The sequence below is a fragment of the Psychrobacter sp. GP33 genome, assembly GCF_014119005.1.
Taxonomy (GTDB): Bacteria; Pseudomonadota; Gammaproteobacteria; order Pseudomonadales; family Moraxellaceae; genus Psychrobacter.
Genome location: NZ_JACGYX010000002.1, coordinates 24,906 through 41,536, shown reverse-complemented (window position 1 = coordinate 41,536; position 16,631 = coordinate 24,906). Strand labels below are relative to the sequence as shown.

Here is a 16,631-nt window from a genome sequence, read left to right as displayed (position 1 = left end):
GGAAAAATGTTTTAACGATATAAAGCGATTAAATCACTTGTGAAAATCGATTTTGGTGTTTTTTCTCCAAGTATTCATCGAAGACCATCGCCACATTGCGTCCCAATAAACGCCCTTTTGGCAATACCCGAATACCAGCGACATCCATATCTACCAGCTTGTCTTGTTGCATGTCGCCTAAAGCTTGGATCTCATCAATAAAATAAGTAACGGCATCGATACCAAATTTTTGGTTAAGGTCTTTAAAGTCAACATAATCATGACACAGCAGGTTCATGATGACATATTCGCGGAGGCGATCTTTAATAGAGGTTTTGATAACTTTGACCGCTGGCATCAGCTTAGGGTTATTGGTAATAGCGTTAATTGTTTCTTGATACACTTGTAAATCGGTATCATTCTGCAGGATATAACGGCTATTAGCATTAGTGATATGACTGATTGCTGAGACGCCAAACCCTAATAAATCACAGTCACCCATAATGGTATAACCTTGAAAGTTACGGTGCAGCTTGCCTTCGCGCTGCGCCACAGCGAGCTCATCATCAGGCTTGGCAAAGTGGTCGATACCAATATATTGATAACCTGCTGCGGTCAAGGTATTGATGGTAGTGCCTAGCATCGTAAGTTTGGCGGCTGGCGTGGGTAAATCTTCATCTTTAATTTGGCGTTGGGCTTTAAAACGCTCTGGCAGATGCGCATAGTTAAAGACAGAGAGGCGATCAGGTGACATCTCGATAATGCGGCGCACGGTATTGTCTAAAGTCGCTGGCGTCTGATGCGGTAAGCCATAAATCAAGTCAATATTGATAGAGTGAAAACCCAATGCCCGTGCTTCATCTAAAATAGTGGCAATCATTTCTGCTGAATGCACCCGATTAACCGCAATTTGTACGGCTTCATCCAAGTCTTGGACACCCAAGCTGATACGATTAAAGCCCAATTGGCGTAAGGTTTGTAGCGTGTTGTCGCCAAGCTCGCGCGGATCGATTTCAATAGAATAATCGCCTTCATCTTCAGGTAAAAATTCGAACTGGGTTTGTAGAAAATCCCACAGTTGCACCAGCTCTTCATCACGTAAAAATGTTGGCGTACCACCGCCCAAATGTAGCTGTTTAACAAGTGGGTTTTTACCATCTTCTAGAGTAGGCAGCAGACTACGCTTATGCTTAATCTCAGCCATTAAATATTCTAGATAATCGCCTGAGTCACTATTTTTTTTAGTAATAATTTTATTACAAGCGCAGTAATAGCATAAATGCCGACAAAACGGGATATGAAAATATAACGATAATGGCACGCGTGCTTCACGGTTTTGCAAGATTTTTGCTTCAAGTCCGTCCGCTATGGGCATGAACTCTAATGCCGTGGGATAAGAGGTATAGCGTGGTCCTGAACGGCTGTATTTATGAATCAGCTCTTCATCAAATGCTGCTAACTGCTTGTTACCGAGCGAGCCACGTGGCGCTGCATAAGGGCTAAAATGTTCTACTAGTGGGCGTACCGTTGTGGGCTGTTCATTGGGCGAGAGTGGGGCGGCAGTGCCGTCAGGTTGATGTGAATGATGGGTCATACAACTTCCTTTTAGTGAACGGCATTATACTAATCGTGCTAATTGCCCGATTAGTATAGGCGATTATGAGCGATATATTGGCTTTGATTATAACAAATCCATGCTTTGAGTGTGGAGGTTAACGAATTTTTCATTTATTATCGCGTTCATGTTTGAATCCTTACTGTTGGATAAAATACGACATTTGCGCACTGATACAGAGTCGTTTATTATCGATACTATTTTATAATAAGAAGCTGATATGTCATTTGCTCAAGTTTATACTCGCTCTGTTGTTGGTTTACACGCACCACAAGTTATTATTGAGGTGCATTTGTCGCAAGGGTTACCAGCGCTGACGATTGTCGGCTTGCCAGCTGCAGCGGTGCGCGAAAGTAAGGATCGGGTGCGCTCAGCGATTTTAAATTCAGGCTTTCAATTCCCCAATCGACGCCTAACGATTAACTTAGCCCCTGCTGATTTACCCAAAGATGGGGCGCGCCTTGATTTGCCAATCGCCATTGGTATTTTGGCGGCAAGCGGTCAGCTTGAACCTGATGTATTATCAGCATTTGAATTTATTGGAGAATTGGCACTCAATGGCGCGCTGCGTCAAGTCACGGGTAGCCTTGCAGTAGCTCGCGCAATCAAAGCAGAATCGCTAAAAAAGGAAGCAAGCGTAGCCAGTGCACCGTTACGACAACTGATTGTACCGATGGATAATGGCAGCGAAGCAAGTCGGGTTGAAGGCGTAACGGTATTGGCAGCGCAAAGTCTCAAAGACGTCTGCGCCCATCTACAAGCGCTTTCGCACCCTAACGGGTCGCTAGAAAATCAATTGCCGGTGGTGCCATTAAACTGTTTGCAACCGAGTGCCAGTTATCGAGTAGACTTAGCCGATGTAAAAGGTCAGCATCATGCCAGACGGGCATTAGAGATTGCTGCTGCTGGTGGGCATTCATTATTATTTACTGGACCGCCGGGCTCTGGCAAAACCTTAATGGCATCACGCTTGCCAACTATCTTGCCAGATTTGAGCGCGGAAGATGCATTAGAAGTTGCCAGTACCTATTCGGTTGCCGACAGCGATTATGACTATGGCACGCGACCGTTTCGGCAAGTGCATCACACCATATCGGCAGTCGCGCTAGTCGGTGGGGGCTCGCGTCCAAAACCTGGCGAAATCACCTTGGCCAATAAAGGGGTGTTGTTTTTAGATGAGCTGCCAGAATTTCAGCGTAGCGTATTAGAGGTCTTGCGCCAACCGTTAGAAGCCAAGCAAATCACCATCAGTCGCGCCAACTCACAACTGACCTTTCCGGCTAACTTTCAGCTGGTTGCAGCGATGAATCCGTGCCCCTGCGGCTATGATGGCGATGGTTCAGGGCGTTGTCGATGTCGTCCGGAGCAAATCAAGCGTTATCAGGATAAGCTATCAGGACCGTTGCTTGATCGCATTGACTTACACATTACTGTACCTGCATTACCGATTGCTGATTTGCAGAATAGCACGGCCGGTGAAAGCTCAGAACAAGTACGCCTACGGGTCGATGCTGCCCATAAACGCCAATTAGAACGCCAACAGAAAGTAAATAATGAGCTGAGTCCAAGCGAGCTTGATACGTATATTCAGTTGGGCGAGGGCGAAAAGCAGTTATTACAATTGGCGCAGCAACGCCTCAATCTCTCCGCACGTGGCTATCACCGTGTACTATGTGTCGCACGTACCATTGCTGATTTGGCAGACAACGAGCACCTCAATAGCGCCCATGTGTCTGAGGCGTTAAGCTACCGCAGTAAATAATAGTGATATGGGAAATGGTAATTAGTTTACCGTTTCACGCTTATCTTGAAGCAACCATGTTAATAACTCAGCAAAGCTATCAAAGACCTGATTTGGCTGACTATCGCGAATATCTTTGCCATAGTTATAGCCATATGACAGCCCTATCGTATCAATTCCAGCGTTTTTACCGGCTAAGATATCATTAATAGAGTCGCCAATCATAAGTGCTTCTGATGGTACAAAGTTAAGGGTTGCGCAGACATGCAGCAATGGTGCGGCATCGGGTTTTTTCTGCGATAAACTGTCACCGCCCAGTACCATCTCAAATAAAGCTGTCCAGCCCATCCCTGATAAAATATGCGGCACAAAGCGTATGGGTTTATTGGTCACCAAGGCTAAGGTAAATCCCGCTTCTTTTAACTGCTTTAAGCCTGAGTCAACGTCCGGGTAGGCAACCGTTTTACTGGTGTCATGCGCGCCATAAGCGTCAAAGAAGAGTTGCTCAGCTGCTTCCACATCGGCTAATACTAAATTGTCGTTAATCTCAACACTGCCCGATAAAGCCCGCTCGACTAATTTTCTTGCACCATTACCCACCCATTTTTCAATTGTTTGCAGCGGATACGTAGGCATATCCAGTTGGCTTAGCATAATATTAGTAGCGTCTGCCAAGTCAGGAACACTGTCAATCAGCGTGCCATCAAAGTCAAAAATTAAAAGTTGCTTATCGATTACTTGATTAGTCATTATTCATTCTCTTTTTTGGATGAATTATTATTGTTTACTAAAGTTTTTGCGATTGTTTGCTGGATTTTCTATAGGCGGTTTAGTGCTATTTATCTTGATAACGCTTGCGGTGTGTCTCTTTCAGTTTAATATAATCTGCATTTTCTCGGCACATATCCCATTTTTGTTTAAAGATGCGCGCGGATTCTGCTTTGATAGGGTCTTCCTCTTGACGAGGTAGTTCTTCGCGTCCATGCGCACCACTTTGCCCCTTTTTATCGTCCGGAACCGCCCCTTTATACTTTTTGCCACCTTTATGGTTGGCATAACGGCGGGCACGAGTAAAGCCCATTTGTATAAATTTGCGTGCCATATCTGCACCAACAAAATCATCATCCGCCAGATAATCTAAAAACATCTGATAAATAGTCTCGCTACTCTCAAGCGCAATATCTGGAGTAGCAAAGCGCCAATGCGGAAGTATTTCAGACTTATAAGGCTCAACCAAAAGCACCCCTTGCTCACCGCGTCCTACCCGATAGAGTTCAGGATGGGCACACAGGTCAAGATTTTTATAATCCAAATCGTAATTGAACTCTTTCATTATCTTACCCATCGGCTGTCCATAGTTAGCCTTAGTATAAAGAGCCGACACTATTTAAAGGTAGCACAGATATGTTATCAATCAGTGAAAGTAGACATTAGAAAGTGAGGACTAATAGAAGTTAGCCATTATTGCAGGCATAAAAAAAGCCCCAAACATAAATGCTTGAGGCTTTTTTTAACTGCTTATTTAAAAGCAAAATAAGAGTAACGAATGGTGGCTCGAGGCAGGTTCGAACTGCCGACACACGGATTTTCAATCCGTTGCTCTACCGACTGAGCTATCGAGCCATGTCGTTGAGGCGCTATTAAACTAAATATCCGCGTTGCTGTCAAGATGTTTTGGCATTATTTATTAAAATAAATCAAAAAAAGCCTATGAAGCCACATTTTTACCCTGATATGTTTGAATTAAACGGTGTTGCTCATAGATTACGCTTTAACTTGTAGCAGCCCATAATCCGTCATGATACGATGAATGTCACTATCAACCGGTGCAAATTGACGCACGCCTTTTCTAACTTCGATATCATAAACTTGCTTAATAAATTTGGCTTCAATACCGCGATTGCGATTCTCTGAATGTACGGTGAGATACTGCAAGCGTTTGGTATCGGTTTGCTCATCATCAAAACAGGCGACCGCAGCGATAGGCTTATCGTTAAACATACCCACATATAGCCACTGTCCACGTTTAAACCCTTGCGCAATGATTTGTAATACTTCTGTCCCATCCGGCTGACTGTCATCAGCATCATACAAGGCTTGCAGACGCTCAGCTAATTCATGCTCGCGGGTAGGCTTTTGAATGAGTGGTGCATCTAAATTATTGATAGCAATGGCTTCTAGTGGCATAGTCAGTTCCTATAAAGTGGTCGATAACAGCGTATCATCAGCATAAGGTAAGGATTGATAAAACTGGATACGCTATTTTAGCAGAATAGTGCCCATTTACGCATGGTTTGCATCTTGGTCATGGCAGTCCTTCCGCGGGTTTGCTATGATAAGGATTACTCACATTTAGTCTGCCTTTATCCTACCGTTTTACGCTAGGAGAAGGTGGGCTGTAGCTCGTTGATAATCGATATTTAATTACTATTAATTCTTATTAACTCTATTTCTTACTCACTAATTTATATTACTACTTATTAATGTTTTATGGTTCTCGCATGGAGAACACGATGGGCTGATTGACAGCCCTATTTAATGGATTGCTTTTATACTTATATAGGATAGCCATGACAGCCAATACTACTGGACAATCTCAAGACCAAATTGATAAACAAACAACACTGACTTCATCAAATAATAATTTACACGGTCGCCCAGAACGCATAGCAACGGTGACGCGTAATACGGCTGAGACTCAAGTGACTTGTACGGTAAATCTAGATGGTACAGGACAAGGTACTGTCGATACCGGCGTACCGTTTTTAGATCATATGATTGATCAAATTAAGCGTCACGGTCTGTTTGACTTAGAAATTAAATGTACAGGCGATACCTTTATTGATGATCACCATAGTGTGGAAGATACGGGTATTACCTTGGGTCAAGCGTTTGCTAAGGCGCTCGGTGATAAAAAAGGCATTCGTCGTTATGGACATTTTTATGCACCACTCGATGAGGCGTTGACGCGCGCGGTGGTTGATTTGTCTGGTCGTCCAGGCTTACATATGGAGATTCCATTTACCCGTTCGCATGTGGGCACGTTTGATGTGGATTTGTTTAGTGAGTTTTTCTACGGTTTTGTGAATCATTCGTGGATGACGGTGCATTTGGACAATTTAAAGGGCAAAAATAGCCATCACCAAATCGAATCGACCTTTAAAGCCTTTGCCCGCGCCCTACGTATGGCTTGCGAATATGATGAGCGTGCGCTAAATACCTTGCCATCGACCAAAGAGGCGTTTTAGATGAGTCGTGCGACTAAAATTGCATTATTAGATTATGGTATGGGTAACTTGCATTCAGCCAGTAAGGCACTGTCAGCAGTTGGTGCAGAAGTGTCTATTACTAACGACCCCAAAGTCGTGGCGGCAGCGGATAAGATTTTTTTCCCCGGTGTTGGGGCGATGCGTGATTGTATCGCTGGCATGCAGGAATCTGGCATTGATGAGGTTATCCGTCATGCCATCTTTAATAAGCCAGTGATGGCTATCTGTGTTGGTATGCAGGCATTGTTTGAGCAGTCTGCTGAAAATGGTGGCACACCTTGTCTCGGCGTTTTAGAAGGCTCAGTACCCGCCTTTAATCCGGCGTGGACAGATGAGCAAGGCGCTACGATTAAAGTGCCGCATATGGGCTGGAATACCATTAGTGAGATGGATTTTAGCCATCCACTATGGCAAGGTATTGAGGACAATGCGCACTTTTATTTTGTACACAGCTACTACTGTGAGCCAGTTGATAAGACGCAAGTCGCTGCAGTTTGTGATTATGGTCAGCCATTTTGCGCCAGTATCTTGCAAGATAATCTCTTTGCCACTCAGTTTCACCCTGAAAAAAGCCATACCGCAGGTTTGCAGTTGTTAAAGAATTTTGTAGATTGGAAAGTTTAGATAAGCAAGTTTAGATAAGAAGGTTAGCAATGTGGTTTAACACAGTGAATTAAAAAATAGGGTGGGTTTGCGCAAGCAGGGCTCACCCTTTCTATTCTTAATGCTAGCACTATCACGCACTTTTATATTTGGAAGAAACCAGTGGATTTTCAAAATTTTAAAGTTGGTATTATGGGTATTACTGGACTTGAAAAAGATGCCCTACATATTTATTTTGGCATCAGTATTTATTTGTTCAGTTTGCTTCTATTTCGCCCTATTTTTAGAAATTATAGCATCCGCGCTGTTATGGCATTAATCATAGTGACTGGCTTTGCCTTATTGGGCGAATATCTGGACAATCGCCATACGATTAGCGAGCTGGGAGTTTTCGGTCTAAATAGCTTGGAACGCGGCAACAGTATTCATGATTTGCTCAATACCTGCTTTTGGCCGTATACGCTTTATGCATTAACCAAATGGACAAATATTTTTCAGCCTGTGAATAAGCCGACAGGACTACTAAAGTAAGCGATGAAAATAAGCTATTAACCCACTTCACTCGTTATTGGCAATGAAGTGGATTAAGCAATCAATCAGTTATTTCCCATCATAAAGTGCGCGTACCACATCGCCAATCACCTGAATGCCATCAATCAGCGTTTGCTCATCAGCGGCAATACTCATACGAATACATTCATGCGCGTGCGGATACTGGGTCACATCGACACCGGGAAAGAAGTGTTGGCTCGGTACAATCAGCGTGCCTTTTTTCTTTAAAATCTCATACAGCTCGTCGGTGGTAATCGGTAAATCTTTAAACCATAGCCAAAGAAAAATAGCGCCTTCAGGCTTATGAATCATCATGGGATAATCGCCCATCGCCTCTTTTAGCAGGCGTACCGCAGTGGTGGCTTGCTGCTGATAAAATGGTTTAATCTCATTGTCAGACAACTGCTTGATGCGGTCGTCATTGACCAATGGTGTGGCAATCGCGGCACCAAAGCGCGTAGGTGATAAGTTCACCACCGCATTTAGTGCGCTCACTGCAGCAATCACTTCAGGCGCTGCAACGATGATACCCGTACGCACGCCCGGCAAGCCAATTTTAGACAAGCTAAAGCACAGAATCGTATTGTCATCCCACGTTAAATGCGCGTCAGAATAAATGATATTGGGGAACGGCATGCCATAAGCATTATCAATAATCAGCGGCACATCATAGCGCTTGGTGATATCAGACAAACGACTCATTTCTTCATCGGTCAGCACGTTGCCAGTAGGATTGGTCGGGCGTGAGCAGCAAATCGCGCCAATACGACCTTCAATAAGCGCAGGCAGACTTTCTAACGCTTCAAAATCAACACGATATTTAAAAAAGCCTTCTTCACCATTGTGGGTAACCGTATCAATATGCGGTAAGACGGCAGCAAAATGTTGACCTTCGACATGCACATCACTATAGCCAATATATTCAGGTGCTAAGGGCAACAAGATAGACTTGTCTACCGTTTGGCTATCGTTATTGGCACTCGCATCGTTAAATGCGCCACCAAATAGATTAAATAAATAGAAAAAGGCGTTTTGTGAGCCATTAGTCAACGCGATATTATCAGCGCTTAAATTCCAATCATAATGGCGGTTAAAAAAACCAACTAATGAGTCAATAAAAGCGGCATCGCCTTGCGGATTGGAATAGTTACCGATGCTAGTTAGGGCAGTACTACTCAGCTCATTAGTGCTATTAGCATCATCGTTACCTAATGCTCGATACGTCTCTAAAAAAACCTCATTAACGGCATCAATACGAGCAGGATTGCCACCGCCCAGCATATTAATCGGCTGGTCACTTTTTAATGCATCACCAAGATCATCCATCAGCTGCGAGATGCCGGTTGGCTGAGTAAATTTTTGCCCAAATTTTGAGAAATTCATAGCGTTACCGTAAGTTTATTTATTTGATAAAGTGGCGCTATTATAGCAAATGCGGGCGATGAGGTGAGCGAAAGCGTTAAGGAGTGTTCTCAATCTGAACAAAACCTTTTAAATGAATAAAAAATGGCTATATTCTCGCCACTTTTCGAAAATTTATAGACAACATGTTCATATTACCTGCAAAATATTCATCGATTGGCAAAAATCTATCTCATTTTTATTACCATTTTTAAAATGAGGACACGCCCTAGTCACACTTGGAAAGTCATTTTAAAATATATAAATTTGTGCGATTATAAAAAATAGTATTCGCACAATATTGCTTTTTTTAAATGAAAATATTTGCTAACTTAAGGAATTAAAATGATACCTGAAACAATAACGTTAAATCTGATATCTAACTTTTTATATGCCTTTTTGATAACTGAAATAAAGCCTTCTTTTTATGGATTGATGAAATACTTTACTAAGAAAAATATTGTCTTAACTGAGCTACAAGCTAAAGCACTTATGCATATCGTGGAAAATGAAAGTTGGAAATCAAAGGCTGATGGATTAGATAAAGAAGACTTTATAGAAGAGCTAAAAGGAAACCAAAGTTTCCAGAATTTCTTCCAAACTCTTAATCAAGTAACTGACAACCATATACAAATGGATGGCGATAATAACTCTGTCAATACGGGTAGTGGTGATACTTTAAATAATAATAGCAGAAAGATAGATACTCACAGCTATGTTGAAGATAATCGTACTATTCATAACCATGGTGGTAATGATGAGACAAAAAAGTTATAAAGCTACCACCAATAGTAGAACCTAGTTTTTTAGGTCGTGAAGCAGAGTTGGTAGCTATTACAGAATCTATGCAGAATGGGCAGCGTCATATACTGCTATACGGTATGGGTGGTATAGGAAAAACTGAATTAGTAAGTTATTGCGTACATACGTGGAATAAAGACTCATACTTTGAATTTAATAGTATTGTTCATATTGATTGTAGCATTGATGTGGAAACAGGGTTTCTCACTAATCATAGTGTACTTGAGCAACTTGAGCTTAGTAGATTACCAGAAGATAGCATTTCTAATAAACTAGACGAGATTATTCAAGCACTTAATAAGATCACTGGACTATTATTAATATTAGACAACTTACCTTGGCAGGAAGACTCCTTAAATAAATCTGCTAATCAATTACGTGGTTTTAAGACTTTACCATGCTATATAATCGCCACCTCACGTAGTCAGGATTATGAAAGGTTCGAAAAATTTCATATTGACTTACTTCCAATTGAATATTGTGTCGATTTATTTTTAAAGCATAGTGAAACAGCCAAAGAACAAGAGACAGAGTCTGTCAATAATATAAAAGAGATCATTAAGCTAGCTGGAAGACACACTTTGACTATACAGCTTTTAGGAAAAACTGCTTATTGGAAGAATTGTAATCCATATGAATTGTTAGAGTTATTAAAAAAACATCAATTTCATATTGACACTAAGGTTCCTTATGAATATCACTCGAAATTTAGTAGAGATAGCGTAGATAATGCTTTAGGTAAACTTTTTTCGCTATTTGGACTCACAGTCGAACAAAAAGAAATCTTATACTATTTATCTCTTATGGAAAGTCAAGAAGTTACCTTCGACATAATTGCTGAATGGCTAGGACAGGATTTTGTTCCTGATAAAAGTATACTAGTAAGTTTGCTAAATAGTGGCTGGTTACAAAAATCAGTTTTAATTAGTGAGACACCTAATAAGCCAAATATTCAGTTTTATAAGCTACATGAAGTTGTCAGTCATGCTATACATAGTGAGTTTATCAATACATATTTGAGTGATAAGCGAACTGATTTTCTATACTCTATTATAGTTAGGTTGAAATTTTACTATGGTAAGTTTGATGTTTATAAAAATGGTTTAAAGTTAACTAAACAGCAGAGAAAAGAGCAGTTAATCAATGCATGTCTACCTGCATTGGCATCTTATTTCGCTTCCAGCGTTTGCTTAACTGAAGAACCCAAAACTCTTGAGATATTCACTAGAAAAATGAATGAATTTATAATATTTTGTCAAAAACAGGGGTTTTATACCATAGCTGAAAACACTTTAAAAAAGAGTATGAGCCATATTGAAAAATATTTGAGCAATTCGAATATGAACTATATAAATACCCTAGCTAATTTAGCGAATATTAAGCTTATTACGCATGATTTTATTTCAGCAGTTTCAATTCTTGAACCTATTATAGGAATAAGTGAAAAAAAAATTGACAAAGGTTATGCTTTTGAAGATGCTTATGCATCAGTGCTTAATAGTTTAGCATATGGTAATAAACAATTAGAAAATATGGAAGAAGCAGAAAAATTGTATTTGAAGGTTCTGAGTATTAGAAAGAAGTACGAAGAGATTGATAAGAAAAGCTATCTAGTTATACTAAATAATCTAGGTGGATTTTATACTGAAAAGAAGGCTCATACAACAGCAGTGTTATATTTAGAAAAAGCAAAAAGTGTTTTTATGCAATTAAGTAATGAAGATAAAGACCCCCTTTATTACGCTAATATTATTACTCATTTAGGACTTATCTATTTAGATAACGAGAAATATAGAGAGGCGATAAAACTATTTAGCCAAGCTCTTGATATTAGAGAATATCACTTAATTGAAGGGCATTTAGAATGTGCTGGCAGTTTATCTAATTTAACAAAAGGCTACATTATGATGGGAGAATTTAAAAAAGCTCTAATTCATTGTAAACAGGTCATAAATATTCTTAAAGATAATTTGTCTCCTGATGCATCCGAAATTAAAGAAATGATAGATACTCATGAACTTTTAATAGAAAGATTGAAAGAATAGATGTAGTAATAGGTATTGCTATTATTATAATTCATTCTCATTTGAGTCATGAATTTAAGAATCAAAGATACCTTTATCAAGTACTGATAGTTTTAACACTATTGTAAATCTAGTTTAGATAATTACTTTAATTAATACTATAGATGTGATTTAGGTGAGCGGTTTAGCCCTAATTGAAGTGAATATATTTGGCATAGCACGGCATTATAGGCTTTTGGTTAGAGGCGTTATCGCTGAGTCAGGAACGACTTTCAACTTAGCGACTGCCCCTGTGCTAGCCAAGATAGCTGCAAAAGCAGGATCAGCTACAACCTCTAAAGCATCGCCCGCACCCGTTCCATAATCCCACGCCCAATCACCAAGCGCACATAAATAATGGCAATCGCTAACAGTAAGCCAACTAACGCAGCGCCACTAAATAACAAATTAAACCACGGCATACTAAATTGTAAATCAAACCAGTAGGTAATGGCGACCCATGCGCCGACACTCGCCACTACCACGGCAAACCCTGCTGCACTGATACCTAATAGACCAAGCTCTAGCATATTGAGTACATATAAATCGCGCTTTTGCATTCCTAATAGTCGGAACGAGGCACTTTCTTGCATACGGTCTTGCGACGTGGATAATAGCGAGCTGATTAATACCATGATGCCGGTCAATAATGCCAACAAGGTAAATATATAAACTAAGCGGCTCATTTGGCTGACCAAATCTTGGACTTGCTTGGCAATCACGTTGCCATCAATGGTCGTGACTGCAGGAAAGCGTCTTACTAAAGTACCTTGAAGCTGTGGAATACTTTCGGCTGGCACGTGGGCAGTGGCAAATTGGATTTGCGGCGCAGCGGATAACACCGACGGCTCAAAGAGGAAGTAAAAGTAGGGACTCGGACCTTTCTCAAAACGCGAGCGGATACTGGTAATTTGCCCGACAATCTCAATACCTTGAATATTAAAACGCACCTGATCGCCTATGCCCACATTGAGCATGCCTGCGGCAGTATCTAATATCGACATTGGCGCAATTTTTAGATCAGATGCTAAGTTTTGTTGATTTTGGAAAGATTGATTGGTAATAGGTGCATACAGCTTGTTTTTTTGCACGGCATCGGTAATAAATTCTGTCTCCATCACCTTATCCGCATAACTTAAATTAAAAACGCGAGTTGGATCATCAAAGCCTTCAGCCGGTTGGATATCCTTTGCAGCGACATCATTTGCGGTCACAACACGCGCGCGAATCACTGGATAGTAGCTGACAGGTGCACCAATGATGGTATCAATCGCCTTATGCTGATCACTTTGGATATCGAGCAGGAATATATTGGGCGCATCTTCAGGATACGCATTAATAAATTGCTCATTAATACTGTGATTGATAATGCTGATAAGGGTCAGTACCGCGACTGATAGCGACAAGGTGACAAAAAACAGCGCGGATTGATTGCCTTTACGTGCCAAATTATGAATGGCGATACGTTGCATCCAGCCTATTTTTGTATAAGTGGCAACACGAGCCAGCAACCAAAGCCAGCCACGTGCCAGCGCCCAAAATAGGGCTATAAATATCACTAAGCCTATTAATAATTGTGCTGCCAGTTTCCATGAGCCTACTTCATAAGTAAAAAAGCCATATAACCCAGTAATCACCATCAAATACCATAATAGCGGCACGCGCTGATACCAAGATTGCCCTTGTGATTGTTGACTGTTGCCCTGATTCAGTAAGGTTGCGGGCTTGGTCGTACTGAGTGGGCTGAGTCCACGTTGGGTGATTAATAACGTTAATACTAATGCCAGCACCGTGGTTTTGATAATGCTTAACGGCTCGATAGCAAGCCCAATATCCGCAGGCAAGATAGCGGTCAAATAAGGCTGGCTAAGCTTTAAAAAACCAATACTGAGCACGGTTGCCGCAACACAGGCAAGGATAGCAGTGCTGATAAATAAGCGATAATAACTGCCTTTAATCGCCCCAAGCGGTTCGCCTAATGCCATACGAATGGCATTGCTGGCTTGTTGTTTGGTGACAAAAGCGGTAATCACGCCGTACATGGCGACCGCTGATAATAGCAATACAGCAATGACCAACAGCTTTAAGAACATCAACACATTATCAGAGATACGTGACACAGCGGTATCTGCGGTTTCAGCATCGGAGAGTTCAATATCAGGATAATTGATTAAAATTTCGGTCAACTGCTCGCGCTGGCTTGCCATCACCTCCGGCGTACCCGCCAGCTCAATACGATAGTTAACCCGACTACGCTGACCCACAAGATTGGTTGTCGCAAGCGCATCTTGGGTCATAAGTACGCGCCCGCCAAAACCAAAAGCAGTCAACGGACGATCCGGCTCTTTAGTCAGCACATCGGCAATGGTAAATTGTCCCTCACCAATACTGATACGTTCGCCCACTTTAGCCTCTAAGCCGTTGAGCACTTCAGGCGCAACTACTACACTATCTTTGGTTAATTGTTGCCATAAAGGTTTACCAGATGCGAGTTCCGCTTCGCCATATAACGGATAAGCAGGAGACACGCCTTTGACTTGTGCCAGTAGCGTTTGCTTTGCCGTCACCACCATCGCGCTAAACTGATAATCGTATACCGTTTGCGTGTCTTTTAGCGTTTGTACTTGCTGTAAAACATCCGCTGGCCAGTCCTGCTTACTGTTCAATATTAAGTCGCCACCAACCAGCGCCCGCTGATTGTCCTCGATATAGCTATCGACCGATTGTTGAATCGAATCAAGGGTCAGATATGTTGCCAATGACAACGTTAAGGTCAATAAGAATAATATGGGATATACCCATCGTCGCCACCATGCGCGGCTCAGCGACTGCGTGCCTAATGTGCGCCCAAATAATTGGCGGAGCATACCACTAGCATAATCTGTTTCTCGAGCCATGTTCTTAGCCGTGTCAGCTTTTACTTTGTCGTGCTGCGGATGCGTCATGATGCCACAACCCGACCGTCGTGCATGGTAATCACTCGGTCTGCCATGGCAGCAAGGGCAGGGTCATGCGTTACGACCACTAAAGCAGAACCCACTTGTTGTCTTAAATCCAATAACAGTTGCATCACTTGTGCGGCATTTTGCTCATCCAAATTGCCCGTAGGCTCATCGGCAAACACAATCTTGGGCTGCGATACCAATGCCCGCGCCACGGCAGTACGCTGCTGCTCACCGCCTGATAATTGATTGGGTAAACTGTTGCGTCGATGCCCAAGCCCAACGGCATCAATTAAGGTGTCCACCCGTGCTTTATTTGGACGCCGTGCAATATCAAGTGGGAATGCAATATTTTCAGCAACGGTTAAGGTAGGTAGTAAATGAAAAGATTGAAACACAAAGCCCATATCGCGCTGCCGAATGACCGCCAGTGCATCTTCATCAAGATTGCTCAATACTTGACCAGACAATTCAACTGACCCACTATCAGGATAATCTAGCGCCGCTAATAAACCTAGTAAGGTGGATTTACCGGAGCCTGACTTACCCATAATGACCACGAACTCGCCTGCATTGACGTGAATATTAACGTCTTTAATAATAGATAGCGTCTGCTCACCGACATGCACCGTTTTATTCAACTCTGTGCCAGTGAGAAGTGCATCTTGTTTAATGATTGACTGTGACTCTGGTAATAATGTCATTGTGTGGTCTCAGCTGATTTTATTTTTGTTGGCGCTGGCACGTTGGTAACTTTGATATCGTGGGCACGTATTTGCTCAAGCTTAGGTTTTAGTATTGGCAGAATATTATCATTCACAATAATGGTATAACCCTCTTTGGTGGGATGAATCGCATCTGCTTGGTTTAGCTTCGGGTCTCCGCCCACGCCTGCTAAAAAGAATGGAATAAGCGGCACATTCATATCTTTGGCAATACGAGGATACATCGCGGCAAACGATTGCACATACTCAGAACCAAGATTGTCATAAATCTGCATACCGCCTAAAATGACATCACTGTCATTATCTTGTAGTTGCTTAACAGCTTTGCGAATATTATCTTCAACGGTCGCAACATCAATACCGCGAATAGCGTCATTAGCACCAATGGTTAAAATCGTAACATCAGGTTTGGTCTGCGCGACCCAGTCCAAGCGATTGACCAGACCAGTACTGGTCTCACCACTGAGTCCTGAGTTAATAACCTGAACGTTTTTATAGCCAAGCTCCTGTAGTCGCGCTTCTAATTGTGCAGGATAATTGGCATCATTTGCCACGCCCAAGCCTTCGGTTAAAGAATCGCCTAATGCTAATATCGTTAGTGATTGCTCATTGGCTTGCTGCCCGTTTTGTATAGATGTATTGTTTGTGGTCTCATTTTGTATTTGCGAAGGGATAACAGGTTCATCAGGGGTGGTCACAGGCTCTGGTTTCTGCTGACAGCCGCTAAGGGTTATCAGTGCTGCCAATATAGCAACGCTCAAAGATACTGAGCGATACGGATATGCTGACGGCTGTTTATTTAACGCTAAAAATATCTTTTTCATAGTCTGTCTCATCACCCTGTTACTCCAATGTCTGCCTTTTAGTGTAGCAAATAAAAAGGCAGGTTAAGTATTCAACAGTGTTTAATTGTGAATACTGAACCTGCCTATTTTTTGAA

14 protein-coding genes and 1 tRNA gene are annotated in these 16,631 nt (G+C 41.9%); 6 read left to right on the top strand and 9 right to left on the bottom strand.

All coding sequences use genetic code 11. The features are described from left to right. Nucleotides 1–28 precede the first annotated feature (28 nt). Nucleotides 29–1,573 carry an oxygen-independent coproporphyrinogen III oxidase gene (gene hemN / locus H2245_RS02650; protein WP_182405714.1) on the bottom strand — a complete coding sequence of 515 codons (1,545 nt, stop codon included), beginning with the start codon at nucleotides 1,571–1,573 and terminating at the stop codon, nucleotides 29–31. A 241-nt stretch (nucleotides 1,574–1,814) separates the two neighbouring features. Here hemN and H2245_RS02645 point away from each other — a divergent pair, with 241 nt between their 5' ends. Beyond that, nucleotides 1,815–3,356, top strand: coding sequence for a YifB family Mg chelatase-like AAA ATPase (locus H2245_RS02645; RefSeq protein WP_182405713.1), 1,542 nt, complete (start codon nucleotides 1,815–1,817; stop codon nucleotides 3,354–3,356). A 21-nt stretch (nucleotides 3,357–3,377) separates the two neighbouring features. Here H2245_RS02645 and H2245_RS02640 read toward each other — a convergent pair whose 3' ends face one another. The 4 genes from H2245_RS02640 to H2245_RS02625 all read right to left on the bottom strand — a co-directional run bounded on the left by H2245_RS02640 (nucleotide 3,378) and on the right by H2245_RS02625 (nucleotide 5,522). After that, the gene (locus H2245_RS02640) at nucleotides 3,378–4,085 is read right to left on the bottom strand and encodes a phosphoglycolate phosphatase (RefSeq protein WP_220464365.1); all 708 of its coding nucleotides are present in this window, start codon (nucleotides 4,083–4,085) and stop codon (nucleotides 3,378–3,380) included. An 85-nt stretch (nucleotides 4,086–4,170) separates the two neighbouring features. Then, complete coding sequence (locus tag H2245_RS02635) at nucleotides 4,171–4,668, bottom strand: DUF4385 domain-containing protein (protein ID WP_182406217.1); 498 nt, start codon at nucleotides 4,666–4,668, stop codon at nucleotides 4,171–4,173. Nucleotides 4,669–4,882: 214 nt separating this feature from the next. Beyond that, a tRNA-Phe gene (locus H2245_RS02630) sits at nucleotides 4,883–4,958 on the bottom strand. Nucleotides 4,959–5,099: 141 nt separating this feature from the next. Then, nucleotides 5,100–5,522, bottom strand: coding sequence for an acetyl-CoA sensor PanZ family protein (locus tag H2245_RS02625; RefSeq protein WP_182405712.1), 423 nt, complete (start codon nucleotides 5,520–5,522; stop codon nucleotides 5,100–5,102). A 383-nt stretch (nucleotides 5,523–5,905) separates the two neighbouring features. On the opposite strand from H2245_RS02625, the gene hisB reads away from it, so the two are divergent. The 3 genes from hisB (at nucleotide 5,906) to H2245_RS02610 (ending at nucleotide 7,738) form a co-directional block, all read left to right on the top strand. Continuing rightward, nucleotides 5,906–6,583 (top strand): imidazoleglycerol-phosphate dehydratase HisB, encoded by a 678-nt coding sequence (hisB, locus tag H2245_RS02620; protein ID WP_259365055.1) that lies wholly within the window; start codon nucleotides 5,906–5,908, stop codon nucleotides 6,581–6,583. Next, nucleotides 6,584–7,228 carry an imidazole glycerol phosphate synthase subunit HisH gene (hisH, locus tag H2245_RS02615; RefSeq protein WP_182405711.1) on the top strand — a complete coding sequence of 215 codons (645 nt, stop codon included), beginning with the start codon at nucleotides 6,584–6,586 and terminating at the stop codon, nucleotides 7,226–7,228. Between the two features lie 141 nt (nucleotides 7,229–7,369). Further along, a complete protein-coding gene (locus tag H2245_RS02610) occupies nucleotides 7,370–7,738 on the top strand; it encodes a hypothetical protein (RefSeq protein ID WP_182405710.1) in 369 nt (122 codons plus the stop codon). 69 nt (nucleotides 7,739–7,807) lie between these two features. Here H2245_RS02610 and H2245_RS02605 read toward each other — a convergent pair whose 3' ends face one another. Beyond that, a complete protein-coding gene (locus H2245_RS02605) occupies nucleotides 7,808–9,142 on the bottom strand; it encodes a valine--pyruvate transaminase (RefSeq protein ID WP_182405709.1) in 1,335 nt (444 codons plus the stop codon). Nucleotides 9,143–9,505: 363 nt separating this feature from the next. Between H2245_RS02605 and H2245_RS02600 the strand changes: the two genes are divergently transcribed. Together H2245_RS02600 and H2245_RS02595 are read left to right on the top strand one after the other, a co-directional pair. Beyond that, the gene (locus H2245_RS02600; protein ID WP_182405708.1) at nucleotides 9,506–9,937 is read left to right on the top strand and encodes a hypothetical protein; all 432 of its coding nucleotides are present in this window, start codon (nucleotides 9,506–9,508) and stop codon (nucleotides 9,935–9,937) included. 68 nt (nucleotides 9,938–10,005) lie between these two features. Beyond that, the gene (locus tag H2245_RS02595; RefSeq protein ID WP_259365077.1) at nucleotides 10,006–12,006 is read left to right on the top strand and encodes a tetratricopeptide repeat protein; all 2,001 of its coding nucleotides are present in this window, start codon (nucleotides 10,006–10,008) and stop codon (nucleotides 12,004–12,006) included. Between the two features lie 314 nt (nucleotides 12,007–12,320). Here H2245_RS02595 and H2245_RS02590 read toward each other — a convergent pair whose 3' ends face one another. Genes H2245_RS02590 through H2245_RS02580 form a run of 3 tightly spaced genes read right to left on the bottom strand, consistent with a single transcriptional unit; the run spans nucleotide 12,321 to nucleotide 16,515 of the window. Beyond that, the gene (locus H2245_RS02590; protein WP_259365054.1) at nucleotides 12,321–14,969 is read right to left on the bottom strand and encodes an ABC transporter permease; all 2,649 of its coding nucleotides are present in this window, start codon (nucleotides 14,967–14,969) and stop codon (nucleotides 12,321–12,323) included. Then, nucleotides 14,966–15,670 carry an ABC transporter ATP-binding protein gene (locus H2245_RS02585; RefSeq protein WP_182405706.1) on the bottom strand — a complete coding sequence of 235 codons (705 nt, stop codon included), beginning with the start codon at nucleotides 15,668–15,670 and terminating at the stop codon, nucleotides 14,966–14,968. Before H2245_RS02585 ends, H2245_RS02590 begins: the two co-directional genes overlap by 4 nt. After that, complete coding sequence (locus H2245_RS02580; RefSeq protein WP_182405705.1) at nucleotides 15,667–16,515, bottom strand: arylesterase; 849 nt, start codon at nucleotides 16,513–16,515, stop codon at nucleotides 15,667–15,669. The genes H2245_RS02585 and H2245_RS02580 overlap by 4 nt, the downstream gene beginning before the upstream one ends. Nucleotides 16,516–16,631 lie beyond the last annotated feature (116 nt).